This is a genomic window from Agrobacterium vacciniicorymbosi, assembly GCF_040427045.1.
In the GTDB taxonomy this organism is placed as follows: Bacteria; Pseudomonadota; Alphaproteobacteria; order Rhizobiales; family Rhizobiaceae; genus Agrobacterium.
Genome location: NZ_JBETMF010000005.1, coordinates 251,168 through 264,456 on the forward strand (window position 1 = coordinate 251,168; position 13,289 = coordinate 264,456).

General features: G+C 55.7%; 14 protein-coding genes. 12 read left to right on the forward strand and 2 right to left on the reverse strand.

Features of this window, described 5'->3' with window-relative positions:
* The first annotated feature begins 13 nt into the window (after positions 1–13).
* Positions 14–1,348, forward strand: coding sequence for an aspartate aminotransferase family protein (locus ABUK73_RS10435; RefSeq protein ID WP_353577216.1), 1,335 nt, complete (start codon positions 14–16; stop codon positions 1,346–1,348).
* Between the two features lie 127 nt (positions 1,349–1,475).
* Here the strand turns inward: ABUK73_RS10435 and ABUK73_RS10440 are convergent, their stop codons facing one another.
* Together ABUK73_RS10440 and ABUK73_RS10445 are read right to left on the reverse strand one after the other, a co-directional pair.
* A complete protein-coding gene (locus ABUK73_RS10440) occupies positions 1,476–2,894 on the reverse strand; it encodes an FAD/NAD(P)-binding protein (RefSeq protein ID WP_353577217.1) in 1,419 nt (472 codons plus the stop codon).
* A complete protein-coding gene (locus ABUK73_RS10445) occupies positions 2,884–3,099 on the reverse strand; it encodes a hypothetical protein (RefSeq protein ID WP_353577218.1) in 216 nt (71 codons plus the stop codon). Before ABUK73_RS10445 ends, ABUK73_RS10440 begins: the two co-directional genes overlap by 11 nt.
* A gap of 156 nt (positions 3,100–3,255) precedes the next feature.
* Here ABUK73_RS10445 and repA point away from each other — a divergent pair, with 156 nt between their 5' ends.
* From repA to ABUK73_RS10500, 11 genes are all read left to right on the forward strand, one after another.
* Positions 3,256–4,470 carry a plasmid partitioning protein RepA gene (repA, locus tag ABUK73_RS10450; RefSeq protein ID WP_353577219.1) on the forward strand — a complete coding sequence of 405 codons (1,215 nt, stop codon included), beginning with the start codon at positions 3,256–3,258 and terminating at the stop codon, positions 4,468–4,470.
* Positions 4,467–5,480 (forward strand): plasmid partitioning protein RepB, encoded by a 1,014-nt coding sequence (gene repB, locus ABUK73_RS10455; RefSeq protein WP_353577220.1) that lies wholly within the window; start codon positions 4,467–4,469, stop codon positions 5,478–5,480. The genes repA and repB overlap by 4 nt, the downstream gene beginning before the upstream one ends.
* A gap of 193 nt (positions 5,481–5,673) precedes the next feature.
* Positions 5,674–6,951, forward strand: a complete 1,278-nt coding sequence (gene repC, locus ABUK73_RS10460; RefSeq protein WP_353577221.1) for a plasmid replication protein RepC — start codon at positions 5,674–5,676, stop codon at positions 6,949–6,951.
* A 97-nt stretch (positions 6,952–7,048) separates the two neighbouring features.
* Complete coding sequence (locus ABUK73_RS10465; RefSeq protein ID WP_353577222.1) at positions 7,049–7,663, forward strand: biliverdin-producing heme oxygenase; 615 nt, start codon at positions 7,049–7,051, stop codon at positions 7,661–7,663.
* A 99-nt stretch (positions 7,664–7,762) separates the two neighbouring features.
* Complete coding sequence (locus tag ABUK73_RS10470; protein WP_113086745.1) at positions 7,763–8,752, forward strand: Bug family tripartite tricarboxylate transporter substrate binding protein; 990 nt, start codon at positions 7,763–7,765, stop codon at positions 8,750–8,752.
* A 290-nt stretch (positions 8,753–9,042) separates the two neighbouring features.
* The gene (gene rutA / locus ABUK73_RS10475) at positions 9,043–10,134 is read left to right on the forward strand and encodes a pyrimidine utilization protein A (RefSeq protein WP_353577223.1); all 1,092 of its coding nucleotides are present in this window, start codon (positions 9,043–9,045) and stop codon (positions 10,132–10,134) included.
* Positions 10,131–10,871, forward strand: a complete 741-nt coding sequence (gene rutB, locus ABUK73_RS10480) for a pyrimidine utilization protein B (protein ID WP_353577224.1) — start codon at positions 10,131–10,133, stop codon at positions 10,869–10,871. The genes rutA and rutB overlap by 4 nt, the downstream gene beginning before the upstream one ends.
* A 26-nt stretch (positions 10,872–10,897) precedes the next feature.
* Entirely contained in the window at positions 10,898–11,284 is a 387-nt protein-coding gene (rutC, locus tag ABUK73_RS10485; protein ID WP_113086748.1) for a pyrimidine utilization protein C, read from the forward strand.
* A gap of 21 nt (positions 11,285–11,305) precedes the next feature.
* The gene (gene rutD, locus ABUK73_RS10490; protein WP_353577225.1) at positions 11,306–12,091 is read left to right on the forward strand and encodes a pyrimidine utilization protein D; all 786 of its coding nucleotides are present in this window, start codon (positions 11,306–11,308) and stop codon (positions 12,089–12,091) included.
* Positions 12,092–12,106: 15 nt separating this feature from the next.
* The gene (locus tag ABUK73_RS10495) at positions 12,107–12,691 is read left to right on the forward strand and encodes a malonic semialdehyde reductase (RefSeq protein WP_353577226.1); all 585 of its coding nucleotides are present in this window, start codon (positions 12,107–12,109) and stop codon (positions 12,689–12,691) included.
* Positions 12,692–12,716: 25 nt separating this feature from the next.
* Positions 12,717–13,241, forward strand: a complete 525-nt coding sequence (locus ABUK73_RS10500) for a flavin reductase (protein WP_353577227.1) — start codon at positions 12,717–12,719, stop codon at positions 13,239–13,241.
* Positions 13,242–13,289: the final 48 nt, after the last annotated feature.

Consider the following 13,289-nt stretch of genomic DNA (forward strand, 5'->3'; position numbering starts at 1 on the left):
AGAGGGAAATTCGATGGACCACAGCAGCAAACCCAACATGCCCAACCTTGCCAATTTCTGGATGCCGTTCACGGCTAACCGGCAGTTCAAGGCCTCGCCGCGTCTTCTGGCGAGCGCGGAAGGCATGTATTACACCGATGTCGATGGCAACAAGGTTCTGGATGGCACGGCGGGCCTGTGGTGCGTCAACGCCGGCCATGGCCGCCGCCGCATCACGGAGGCTGTAGAGCGTCAGCTCTCGACCATGGATTTCGCCCCGACCTTCCAGATGGGTCACCCCATCGCTTTCGAATTTGCCGAGAAGCTGGCAGCCAATGCGCCCGGTGGCGCAGAGGCGCAGCTCGACCGCGTCTTCTTCACAGGCTCCGGTTCCGAGTCGGTCGATACGGCGCTGAAGATCGCAATTGCCTATCAGCGTGCCATCGGACAGGGAACGCGCAGCCGCATCATCGGTCGTGAAAAGGGCTATCACGGTGTCGGCTTCGGCGGTATTTCTGTCGGCGGCCTCGTCAACAACCGCCGCGTCTTTCCGCAAATTCCCGCTGACCATATGCGCCACACGCTGGACGTGGAACGCAACGCCTTTTCGAAAGGCCTGCCGGAACATGGTCTGGAACTGGCGGAAGATCTGGAACGGCTGGTCGCTCTGCACGGCGCAGAAACCATTGCCGCCGTTATCGTTGAACCCATGTCGGGCTCAGCCGGTGTCATCCTGCCGCCGAAGGGTTATCTCGAGCGTCTGCGCGCCATTGCAGACAAGCACGGCATCTTGGTGATCTTTGATGAAGTCATCACCGGCTTCGGTCGCCTCGGCAAACCCTTCGCCACGGATTACTTCGGCGTTGTGCCCGATCTCATCACCACGGCAAAGGGCATCACCAACGGCGCAATCCCCATGGGCGCAGTCTTCGCCAAGCGCGCTGTTTACGATGCTCTGATGCAGGGGCCAGAAAACCAGATCGAGCTTTTCCACGGCTACACCTATTCCGGCCATCCGGTTGCCTGCGCCGCTGGTATTGCAACACTGGAAATCTATGAGGAAGAGGGCCTGCTCACCCGCGCCGCCGATCTGGCCGAAGCCTGGCAAAATGCCCTCCACTCCCTCAAAGGCCTGCCGCATGTTGTCGATATCCGCAACCTCGGCCTCGTCGGTGCTATCGAACTGGCACCGCGTGATGGCGCGCCGGGCACCCGCGCCTATGACGTCTTTGTGGACTGCTTCCAGAAGGGTCTGCTGATCCGCGTCACGGGCGACATCATTGCGCTGTCGCCTCCTCTCATTGTTGAGGAAAGCCAGATTGGCGATATTGTTTCGATCATTGCCGACGCTCTCAAGCGCGTGGCTTGACCAAACAAATGTGGGGAGCGATGTTCGTCGCTCCCCACATAAATTCATTGACTTTGACTTAATTTTTTAGAAATTTACGCCGTTGTTTTCGTTGACGAAAAACCGCCAAACGAAACCTAAGCGGCATTTACATTTCACCACTTCGTATGGACAAATCTGTATACTCTGGAAGAGCCTGCGCGTGAGACTTGGCTGAAAGTTCGGCTATCTCTTCAGCCACTTTGCGAGTCTGTATTCTTATGTCAGGCACAGCAGTAATTTCCCAAAACTGCCCCGCTGTCAAGGCACCTACCGCAAACAACCCTTGCCGTGGATCACCCTCACAGGACAGAACGCGGAAATGGTCGTCCACACGAATACCCAGCCCGAGAGCATCCGTGTCGAGCATATTCTGCTTCTGCATATCCTGCAGCAACGGTGAGTGACCGATCCCGGCGCGCTCCATACCGGTACAATTCACAAGCCAGTCGAAGTCCAGCGATGTCTCCTCAGTTGAGCCACGCTGGCGGAAGGTCAGGATGTTTTGGTCCTCGCTGCGTGAGATCTTAGATACGAAACCAGCATGAACCATAACCGTCCCATCTTGCATGAGGTCATCGAACACCTCGTGGACCTGCGGCGCGACCCGGTGGCGGTGAATGTTCCACCATGCCAAGGCATGGCGGAGAAAGCGCGAGCGTTGCTCTTGCCCCAGGCCTTGCCAGAGTGTTTGCGTCTTCGGTCGCAATCCATCCATGACCGCTCGCCACGCGACGCCTCCCCTCACCTGCGCTTTGAGCCCAGCCAGAATCTGGCTGATCTCAAGCCGCGACATATCAATGGAGGGCTCCACAGGTGGAACGGGCACAGTGCTATGCGAATGCGGCACGAGCCCACGCCGGGACAGGACATGGATTTTGCCGCGGTGTCCTTTGTTGCGCAAAGACAGGACCTGGTCGATCATCGTCAGTCCTGACCCCAGAATGGCGATAGTATCGTCAGGCTTCACCCGCGACAGCCAACCCAGCCGCCATGGATTTCGAACCACACGCCGCAGCAGCGCAATATCCGCATCGGAAGTTAGCCGCGGCAAACTTGCGGTGCCAACACCAAGACACAGGGCAACATTGAGCGCGCGAAACTCGCGACCGTCACCCAGTTTGAAAACCGACCCTTCATCACTATGCGACAAACAGGACACGGCTTTGGCCTTAATGAAATCCACCCGCGCGCGCTGCTGCTTGCTTCTCAACTGAGACGCCAGCGTGTCCCGGAGATAAAGACCATAATCATTTCGGGAGGCAAAGCTGCTCCCATCGACAGAGCGCCCTCTCTTCGTCAGCCACTCAAGAAAATCATTCGGCTTGTCCGTGAAGGCACTCATGCGCGCAGCTGGCACATTGAGGCGATGGAGATGTAGCTCCGTTCGATAAGCGGTACCGCGCCCAAAAGCGGAGTCGTCACCCACAATCGCAATTGACGCCGTGGCAGGAAGCAACTGGAGAAGATTGGTGACGAGACTGATTGCGGAGAACCCGGAGCCGACGACAGCGACATCATAGATCACTTAATATCTCCTCTTCATTCATGCGCCGCGCAGAAGACCTGAAAAGACCTTCAAAGGCAAACATCAATTCAATGAAGCCTACAAGGTTCCGACGTCGAAGAAGTGACAGCTGGATCGCCGCTGACAGGGAGTTAGCCGCGGCTAACTCGATACGTTCCTGATGAGGTTGAGATGAAAAACGCTGAGATATTTCAATCTCCAACATCAAAAATGACTCTTAGCCGGCTGAAAAGATTCATGTTTAGGCAGGACGAATGGCTATTGCACCAAAAAGAGAATCGGCGCTTATATCTCAGTTGCGGAAAAAACCGATTTCAGCGGAAAAAAACGCAACTGATCCAACAAGTGGAAAAGACGAGATATGACACAAAGCGCCGATCTGAAATCTGCTGACAAGGCACCCGATTTGACGGGCCTTATCCTACAGCATTCGGCCGCGCTGTCCGCGCAGCTGCAAGCGCACAACGCAAATACCTTCGCACCGCTTGCGGAAAAAAGCATGCGAAATTTTTCGCCGTCTGAAACCGCCAAGCTCATCGGTATCGGTGAAGCCTATCTTCGCCAGATCGCCGCCGAGCAGCCGGACCTCAGCGCGTCCCAAAGCGGTGGACGGCGAAGCTACTCCGTCGAAGACATTCACGAGATCCGCAAGTTCCTTGATCAGGGCGCACGCGGCACGCGTCGCTATCTTCCGCATCGTCGTGAAGGTGAAGATTTGCAGGTCATCGCTGTGATGAATTTCAAGGGCGGCTCCGGCAAGACAACGACATCTGCGCATCTTGCACAATATTTGGCGCTGCGCGGTTACCGCGTGCTTGCCATCGATCTTGATCCGCAGGCCAGTTTGTCGGCGCTTTTTGGTCATCAGCCTGAACTCGATGTCGGGCCGAATGAGACGCTCTACGGCGCAATTCGTTACGATAGCGAGCAGCGCCCTATCGCCGAGATCGTTCGTGGAACCTACATTCCCGATCTCCATATCATTCCCGGTAATCTGGAACTGATGGAATTCGAGCATGATACGCCAAGGGCTCTCATGCGCCGCGCGCCGGGGGACACATTGTTCTTCGCCCGTATTGGCCAAGCTATCGCCCAAGCGCAAAACTTTTATGACGTGGTCGTTATCGATTGCCCACCGCAGCTTGGTTATCTGACGCTTTCGGCTTTGACAGCTGCAACATCGGTTCTGGTGACGGTTCACCCGCAGATGCTGGATGTCATGTCCATGAACCAGTTTCTGGCAATGACCGGTGATCTCCTGGCCGAAATCGGCAGAGCCGGTGCACGTTCGGATTATCATTGGATGCGTTATCTCGTGACCCGCTTTGAACCCAGCGACGGACCGCAGAACCAGATGGTCGCGTTTTTGCGCTCGATCTTCGGTGAGCATGTGTTGAACCATCCCATGCTCAAAACCACCGCCGTTTCCGATGCTGGACTGACGAACCAGACCTTGTTCGAGGTGGAGCGCACGCAGTTCACCCGGTCCACCTATGACCGCGCGCTGGAATCCATGACCAATGTAAATGCCGAAATTGAAGGCTTGATCAAGAAAGCCTGGGGTAGGGCCGCATGAGCAGAAAAGAAATCTTCGCCAATCTGGGCGGTAAGTCCAACGAGAACACGGAAGCGCCTGTTGAGCGCGCACGTCCACGTATCCGTCCAATCCTCGGTTCGCCGGAGTTGGTCACGGATGTCGTGAATTCTCCCGTTGGTATGATCGGTCAATCGCTGAACGAAGTTTCGGAGCGCTCCAAACGCGCCGAAGAGATCGAGAAGAAGCTTGCCGAAGGCCTGACCATCGTTGCGCTCGATCCTGCTGATGTCGATCCATCCTTTATCCCTGACCGTATGCCGTCCTCCATCGAGGCTGATGTCGGTCTGGTGGAAGCCATTCGTGAGCAGGGCCAGCAGGTTCCGATTCTCGTTCGTCCCCACCCTGAGCATGCTGGTCGTTATCAGGTCGCCTTCGGTCACCGCCGTCTGCGTGCCGTGGCTGAGATCGGTATTCCCGTTCGCGCTGTCGTTCGTAACCTGACGGATGAGCAGCTCGTCGTTGCGCAGGGACAGGAAAACAACGAACGCCGTGACCTGAGCTATATCGAGAAGGCGCGCTTTGCCCAGAAGCTTCAAATGCGCTTTACCCGCGAAACCATCATGGCGGCCATGTCTCTCTACAAGGGCGATTTGTCCAACATGCTCTCGGTTGTCGGACGCATACCTGATGACATCGTTGACAGCATCGGCCCAGCGCCGGGTGTTGGACGCCGCAACTGGATGGATCTGGCTGAGCAGCTTTCTTCATCGAAGGTCAATGAAGCCGCTCGTGCTTATCTGCGCGACGAGACCGTTGCTCGGCTTCCGTCTGAAGAGAAGTTTAAATCCATTCTCGAGTTTCTGAAGCCCAAGGCAGAGCCTAAGAAGACCGGCGTTCTGTCGACTGAAAGCGGCCAGAAACTCGCAAAGATCGTCGAGACCGACAATCGTCTCGATATTTCCATCGACCGTAGGCAAGCGCCGGAATTCGCTGCCTTCGTTCTTGAGCATCTGCAATCGCTGTTCGAAGAGCATAGCTCCAGACAGTAAGCAGCCATTTCGATTGAACCACTAACAGGAGCAGCAAGCACAAAAGAAAAAAGCCCCCGAACGTTGCCGCACGGAAGCCTTTCTTTGATCTAAGCACCCAAAGAATCTCATTTCCGCGAATCATAGTCAAGAGTCTTGGCATCGATATTTCTTCGGTGAGCGATTTTCTTTTGCCTTTTTGAAGGTGAAAGACATGAATAGCCATATTGTAACGACGCCTTTCGGGCGGCGAGGGGTTTCTGTTGGCCTTCTCGCAAGCCAGTTCGCGTCGAGAGACATCGATCCTGCGCGGTCGATCGATAAATGGAAACTGTTTCGTGCCACGTGCGAAGCCCGTCCTCTGCTCGGTATATCCGACAGATCACTGGCTGTGCTCAACGCGCTGATCAGTTTCTACCCAAAAGCGGAACTGTCCGAGGAAAACGGCCTGGTGGTCTTTCCGTCGAACCAGCAGCTTTCTCTTCGCGCCCACGGTATGCCGGAACAAACTTTGCGCCGTCATCTCGCGGCACTTGTCGAAGCCGGCCTCATTCTGCGCAAGGACAGTCCGAACGGAAAACGCTATGCCCGCAAAGACCGAAGCGGTGGTATCAGCGATGCATATGGGTTTTCGCTCGCTCCCCTGATTGCGCGTGCGGATGAAATCCAGTCGATTGCCGAACAGGTCGTCGAAGAGCGTTTGCAGCTCCAAAGACTGCGCGAAAAGATCAGCCTCTGCCGTCGCGACATTATCAAGTTCGGTGAGATCGCCATTGCCGACGGCATCGACGGTGATTGGGATCGCTATCGCCAGCAATATCTCATCGTCACTTCCGCGCTCGATCGTAAATCCAAGGCTCCTTATCTGGAACTGGTTTTGGAAGATTTGAGCCATTTGCGCGAGGAGATGGCTAACCAGTTGGAAAAACATGTAGAAAAACAAAAAATAAGCGCCAATGCCTATCAAAATGAGCGGCTTATACAGAGTTCAGAATCCGAATCCATTATTGAAGTGCAACATGTGGATAACGAGGAAAGCCACACTGCTGCCGAGCAAGTGGAAAGGCGAGCAGCTTTGAAAAAGTGGAGTGCGGGAAACAATCAGATCGATGTGACCAAACCAGCCAGAGGTGAAGGTTTCGATCTTCAAACACTGCTGAAGGCCTGCCCGGAGATCGCTTTCTACGGCCCAAATGGCACCGTGAGGAGCTGGAACGACCTGAAACAGGCCACCAATGTGGTCAAAACCATGCTCTCCATCAGCCAGTCTGCTTATGATGAGGCGGAGAAAGCCATGGGATCACAGAACACGAACGCAATCATAGCGTGTATATTGGAGCGTTCCAGCGCCATTCAATCGGCAGGAGGATATCTGCGCAGCCTCACCGAGAAATCGCGAGCGAAGCAATTTTCGATCAAGCCCATGCTGATGGCGCTGCTGAGAACACGGCTATCGCCACCATCTTCGAGCAGTCATTCCCTTTGCTCATGAAAAGCATGTATTTAAAGAACAGATAGCGCCGATAAAATTTGACTCTGAAAGGAAAGATTTTTATGTGCGCTGGAGCGATGACGAAAAGGATCAAGACATGACTGCTGCAGAACTGGCCATTCAGACACCCGAGCTTGAACCAAGCCGGACGAAACGTCTGAAAGCAGCAACGCGTGAAGCCCATGAAGTGCTTGACGGTTTCATCATGTCTGCAAAACCTTTCGAAAGCCGCGAGAACTTCGGCAAATTCGTGCAGACACAATATCTGTTTCACAACGACCTCGATGTCTTCTTTTTCAACGAAACTCTGGACGGACTTCTTCCCGACCTGAAGGGCCGCCGCCGTCTTGGCTTCATCGAGCAGGACCTTGCCGATCTGGAGATTTCGACACCTGAGAGCGAAAATGTCCACTTCAGCCAGAATGATGCTGCTTTCGATCTGCCAGAGGCTCTGGGCTGGCTTTATGTCGTGGAAGGGTCCAACCTCGGCGCTGCCTTTCTTTTGAAGGATGCAGCGAAACTCGGCCTTGGAGAGACATTCGGCGCGCGCCATCTGGCTGGTGCACCGGAAGGACGCGGGTTGCATTGGCGCACATTCGTGGCCGCGCTCGATGCCATCGAGTTGAGCGAAGCGGAAGAGGGCAGGGTCATTGCCGGTGCCGAAGCCGCATTCCGTGCAGTGCATGCCCATGCAAAGCGTATGATGGCCTGATACCAGCGCGCGAAGGCATAGACTTTCGCGTAACTTGCTCTCAAGCGCTGTTGAGCTACACTGTTACGGTGGCGGGGAGGCCACTCTACAGGAGGTTCAATGACACATTCGCTTTTCAAACGGCGTGCTGCTCTGGCGCTCGCCGCATCTGCACTGTCCTTTCTTTCGTTTAGCAGCACAGGGCAGGCACAGACTTTCCCGGATCGGACCATCACGCTGGTCGTACCCTTCGCTGCCGGTGGGTCCACGGATGTCGTTGCTCGCGTCATCGCACAGAAAATGGGTGATGAACTCGGCCAGCAGGTCGTCGTTGAAAATGTGGCTGGCGCAGGCGGAAATCTTGGCGCAGACCGGGTCGCGCGGGCCGAGCCGGATGGTTACACGGTCTTGATGGGTACCGTCGCCACCCACGCACTCAACCCGCTGATCCTCAAGACCAAGCCCTACGATCCTGAAAAGGATTTTGCGCCAATTTCCCTTTTGGTCGTCGTGCCCAATGTGCTGGTGGTCAACCCGCAGCTAAAGGTCAATAACGTTGCGGAACTCGTTGCCCTTCTGAAGGCAAACCCGGACAAATATGCCTATGCGTCCTCCGGCAACGGAACGCCGCTCCATCTTTCGGGTGAACTCTTCAAGGCGATGACGGGCGTCAGCATGCAGCATGTGCCCTATAAGGGCTCCGGGCCTGCGCTGAACGATCTTCTGGGCAACCAGGTGTCGATCATGTTCGATAATTTGCCATCGTCTTCAGGACACATGAAATCCGGCACTCTGCGCGCGCTGGGTGTCACGACGGCGGAGCGGGCTTCGTCTTTCCCGGATGTTCCGACGATTGCAGAAACGGTGCCGGGTTATGAAACCTACACCTGGAACGCTTTGTTTGCGCCAGCCGGAACCCCTCCGGAAGCGGTCGATAAGCTCAATGCGGCTGCGAAAAAGGCGCTTGCCGACCCCGGTGTTGCTGCGCGCATGGCTGACTTCAGCGCCAAGATCGTTGGCTCGTCACCGGACGAGCTGAAAACCCATGTGGCGCAGGAAATTGCCAAATGGGGACCGGTCGTCAAGGACGCGAATGTCCAGATGGACTGAGGCGATTAAAGCCAGTGGCTGAGTTTTCTCATGGCGGACGGTGTAGCAACCGTTCGCCATGATGCGTTTTGAGGTTCAGATACGCCCAAAATTTCCCTGAAATGACCGAAAAACAGCTGCCGATTTAATGAGCAGTATTTTTATCAAACGGTAAAAAATTTATCATTTGATAAACGCCGCTTTTCAGCTACCTTATAAATCATTGTTTTTACTAGGCATCAGAGACTGGCACGGAACCTGCATTTTATCTTTCAAAAGTTCAACACGGGAACAGGAACTGGAGGATGCAAATGGAAATCGGTGTTTTCATTCCGATTGGAAACAATGGCTGGCTGCTTTCGGAAAACGCACCGCAATACAAGCCAAGCTTCGAACTGAACAAGCAGATCACGCTGGCGGCGGAGAAATATGGCTTCGATTTCGCGCTGTCGATGATCAAGCTGCGCGGCTTTGGCGGCAAGACGGAATTCTGGGACTACAATCTGGAATCCTTCACGCTGATGGCAGGGCTTGCTGCAGTGACCTCCAAGATCAAGCTTTTTGGCACGACGGCGACGCTGGTCATGCCACCGGCCATCGTTGCGCGCATGGCAACGACCATCGATTCCATTTCCGGAGGTCGTTTTGGAATCAACCTCATCACCGGGTGGCAGCGGCCGGAATATAGCCAGATGGGTCTTTGGCCCGGCGACGACTATTTTGGCGATCGCTACGAATATCTCAGCGAATATACCACCGTGCTTCAGGACCTGCTGACGACTGGCCAGTCCGACCTCAAGGGTAAATATTTCACCATGGATGATTGCCGGATGAAGCCGGTGCCGGAGGGAGATGTGAAACTCATCTGCGCCGGTTCGTCCGACAAGGGCATGGCCTTTTCCGCCAAGTTTGCGGATTACAGCTTCTGCTTTGGCGTTGGCGTCAACACGCCCACCGCCTTTGCTCCAACGAACACGCGCCTCATGGCTGCGACCGAAAAGACGGGCCGCGATGTGCGCTCCGTGGTGCTGACCATGGTGCTGGCGGAAGAAAAATCCGAGGATGCCTGGGCCAAATGGGAGCATTACAAGGCGGGTGCGGATCAGGAGGCTATCAAGTGGCTCGGCCTGCAAAGCTCAGTGGATACCAAGTCGGGCTCGGACACCAATGTTCGGCACATGTCCAATCCGGTTTCTGCCGTCAACATCAACATGGGTACGCTCATCGGCTCCTATGAAGAGGTCGCGGCCATGCTGGATGAGATGAGCGAGGTGCCGGGCACCGGCGGCGTAATGCTGACCTTTGACGATTTCGTGGAAGGCGTCGAGAAGTTCGGGAAATATGTGCAGCCATTGATGAAAAGCCGCAAGCATGTGACGGCTGCTCTGGAGGCCGCAGAATGACGGACGCCGTTGTTGCTGGCTATCATCCACCCAAAAGCCGTTCCGAGAGCGTTACCCTTCCCGCGCGCCCTGAACCGATTTCGCTGAAACCAAGCGAAACCGCCGTCGTGGTTGTGGATATGCAGAACGCCTATTCCACCGAAGGCGGTTATGTCGATCTCGCAGGCTTCGACATATCGGGCGCGAAATCGACCATCGCCAATATCGGCAAGACGCTGGATGCCGCTCGCGCGGCAGGTGTGCAGGTCATCTATTTCCAGAATGGCTGGGACAGCGATTATGTGGAGGCGGGCGGTCCCGGCTCTCCCAACTGGCACAAGTCCAATGCGCTGAAAACCATGCGGGCGCGACCGGATTTGCAAGGCAAATTGCTGGCCAAGGGCACATGGGACTATGCCATCGTCGACGAACTCCAGCCGCAGCCGGGCGATATTCTGGTGCCGAAGACCCGTTATAGCGGTTTCTTCAACACCAATATGGACAGCGTGTTGCGGGCGAGGGGCATTCGAAACCTCGTCTTCGTCGGTATCGCCACCAATGTCTGCGTCGAAAGCTCGCTTCGCGATGCCTTCCACCTCGAATATTTCGGCGTGATGCTGGAAGATGCGACCCACCATCTGGGCCCGGATTTCATCCAGCAGGCGACCGTCTACAATGTCGAGAAATTTTTCGGCTGGGTGGCGACGGTCAATGATTTCTGCGCCGTCATCTCGCAGGCCGCACCCATAGAAGACTGACCAACGCTATAAGAGGAGAACAGACCATGCCGAAGACCATTATCGTCCCTGAGGGTACATCCAAGCCAATCGCACCCTTTTCGCCGGGAACACTGGCGGATGGTGTCGTTTATGTGTCGGGCACGCTGCCCTTCGACAAGAACAATGATGTCGTCCATGTGGGCGATGCCGCAGCTCAGACGCGGCACGTGCTGGAAACCATCAAGTCTGTGATCGAGACCGCTGGCGGGACCATGGAAGACGTAACCATGAACCACATCTTCATCACCGACTGGGCCAATTATCAGGCCGTGAACAAGGTCTATGCGGAATATTTTCCGGGCGACAAACCGGCGCGTTATTGCATTCAGTGCGGATTGGTGAAGCCGGATGCGCTGATCGAGATCGCAACTGTCGCCCATATCGGCAAATAAGGGACTGCGGGATCGGTGACGATGTATTTCGAGGTTCAGGGCCGAAAAGAGCCGGACGCACCCACCATTCTTCTGTCGTCGGGTCTTGGCGGATCGGGCAGCTATTGGGCGCCGCAGATGGAAATGCTGCAACAGCATTTCCGGGTCGTCACCTATGACCATCGCGGCACGGGCCGGACCGGTGGAGAAGTGCCGCAGGATGGCGGCATTTCCGCCATGGCGGATGATGTGCTGGAGATTGCCAGCGAGCTGAACCTCGAGAAATTTCACTTCATGGGCCATGCGCTCGGTGGTCTGGTCGGGCTCGATATCGCGCTTCGTAAACCCGGTCTGATCGACCGTCTGGTGCTGATCAACGCCTGGAGCAGGGGGGATGCCCATTCCGGGCGCTGTTTCGACACGCGCATTTCGCTGCTGGAAAATTCTGGCGTCGAAGCTTTCGTGAAAGCACAGCCGCTGTTTCTCTATCCGGCGGTATGGATGTCGGAAAACGCGGAACGGCTGGCCAAAGACGATGCGCATGGCGTCGCGCATTTTCAGGGCAGGGATAATGTGCTGCGCCGCATCGCGGCATTGAGGGCGTTTGATGTGGATGAAAGGTTGGCCGAAGTCGCGAACAGGACACTCGTCATCGCCGCAAAAGACGATCTGCTGGTGCCTTACACGCGCTCTTTACGGCTGGCCGAGGGCTTGCCAAATGCGGAGCTTGTCGTGTTCGATGAGGGCGCGCACGCGGTGAATATTACCGACGTTGCTGGTTTTAACGCGGGGCTGGAGAAATTTCTGCTCGCCCCGGCATCGATATAGAGCGAGGGTTTTTTCATGACATTGGATCATCAGGCGCTGGCCACCTTGTTTACGGAAGCACGCACTCACAATGGTTGGCTGGACAAGCCGGTCAGCGATGCGCTGCTGCGCGAAGTTTACGATCTGACCAAGATGGGCCCGACATCGGCCAATTGCTGCCCGGCGCGCTTCGTGTTCGTGCGCTCGCCCGAGGGTAAGGAAAAGCTGAAACCGTCGCTGTCGTCAGGCAATCTCGAAAAGACCATGGCCGCACCCGTGACCGTCATTGCCGCCATCGACAGCGAGTTCTACGAAAAGCTTCCGGCCCTGTTTCCGCATGCGGATGCCAGATCGTGGTTCACCTCCAGCCCGGCGGTGGCGGAAGAAACGGCGTTTCGCAACGCTACGCTTCAGGCTGGTTATCTCATTCTGGCGGCGCGGTCGCTGGGGCTGGATACGGGCGCGATGTCGGGTTTCGAAAAGCCCAAAGTGGACGAAGCGTTTTTTGCCGGCACGACATGGAAATCCAATTTCCTGATCAATCTCGGCTATGGCGATCCATCCAAGCTGTTTGGTCGCCTGCCGCGTTTGCCGTTTGATGACGCCTGCGTACTGGTTTGATGAAGTTTTAGGAAAGGTTGGTTAGATGCAGACATTGTCTCTCAAAGAGGAAGCCGTCATGGAGACGAAGACTGCGGAACAACGCGGCCTGGATTACCGCAACGCCATGTCGCAACTGGCCGGTGCCGTCAACATCGTCACCACCGATGGGCCGGAAGGTAAGGCCGGTTTTGCGGCAACCGCGGTCTGCAGCGTTTCGGATAATCCTCCGACCTTGCTCGTCTGCCTCAACCGCAACTCCTCGGCCTATAAATATGTGGTGTCCAACGGCGTTGTCTGCATCAACACGCTGGCTGCCGATCAGGAAAATTTGAGCAGTCTGTTCGGCGGGAAAACCCCCATCGATGCGCGGTTTGCGGCTGGCGAATGGACGACGCGCGAGACCGGTGCGCCGCTGCTCGTCGGCGCACTTGCCTCTTTCGATTGCCGCATTCGCACCATTCATGATGGCGGCACCCATGACATTCTGATTTGCGATGTAATGGACACCGTCATCAATGGCGGTGAAGAGGCCCTTATCTATTTTAAACGCGCTTATCGTCATCTGTGAGCGCTCGGTCCGTCGGGGCAACTGAATCCGGCGTACCACATTAATTAT

What these genes read in the sequence shown, in the direction of transcription:
- ABUK73_RS10435 (WP_353577216.1), top strand. Translation starts at nt 14, where the DNA reads ATGGACCACAGCAGCAAACCCAACATGCCCAACCTTGCCAATTTCTGG.
- ABUK73_RS10445 (WP_353577218.1), bottom strand. Translation starts at nt 3,099, where the DNA reads ATGTTGGAGATTGAAATATCTCAGCGTTTTTCATCTCAACCTCATCAG.
- repA (WP_353577219.1), top strand. Translation starts at nt 3,256, where the DNA reads ATGACACAAAGCGCCGATCTGAAATCTGCTGACAAGGCACCCGATTTG.
- repB (WP_353577220.1), top strand. Translation starts at nt 4,467, where the DNA reads ATGAGCAGAAAAGAAATCTTCGCCAATCTGGGCGGTAAGTCCAACGAG.
- repC (WP_353577221.1), top strand. Translation starts at nt 5,674, where the DNA reads ATGAATAGCCATATTGTAACGACGCCTTTCGGGCGGCGAGGGGTTTCT.
- ABUK73_RS10465 (WP_353577222.1), top strand. Translation starts at nt 7,049, where the DNA reads ATGACTGCTGCAGAACTGGCCATTCAGACACCCGAGCTTGAACCAAGC.
- ABUK73_RS10470 (WP_113086745.1), top strand. Translation starts at nt 7,763, where the DNA reads ATGACACATTCGCTTTTCAAACGGCGTGCTGCTCTGGCGCTCGCCGCA.
- rutA (WP_353577223.1), top strand. Translation starts at nt 9,043, where the DNA reads ATGGAAATCGGTGTTTTCATTCCGATTGGAAACAATGGCTGGCTGCTT.
- rutB (WP_353577224.1), top strand. Translation starts at nt 10,131, where the DNA reads ATGACGGACGCCGTTGTTGCTGGCTATCATCCACCCAAAAGCCGTTCC.
- rutC (WP_113086748.1), top strand. Translation starts at nt 10,898, where the DNA reads ATGCCGAAGACCATTATCGTCCCTGAGGGTACATCCAAGCCAATCGCA.
- rutD (WP_353577225.1), top strand. Translation starts at nt 11,306, where the DNA reads ATGTATTTCGAGGTTCAGGGCCGAAAAGAGCCGGACGCACCCACCATT.
- ABUK73_RS10495 (WP_353577226.1), top strand. Translation starts at nt 12,107, where the DNA reads ATGACATTGGATCATCAGGCGCTGGCCACCTTGTTTACGGAAGCACGC.
- ABUK73_RS10500 (WP_353577227.1), top strand. Translation starts at nt 12,717, where the DNA reads ATGCAGACATTGTCTCTCAAAGAGGAAGCCGTCATGGAGACGAAGACT.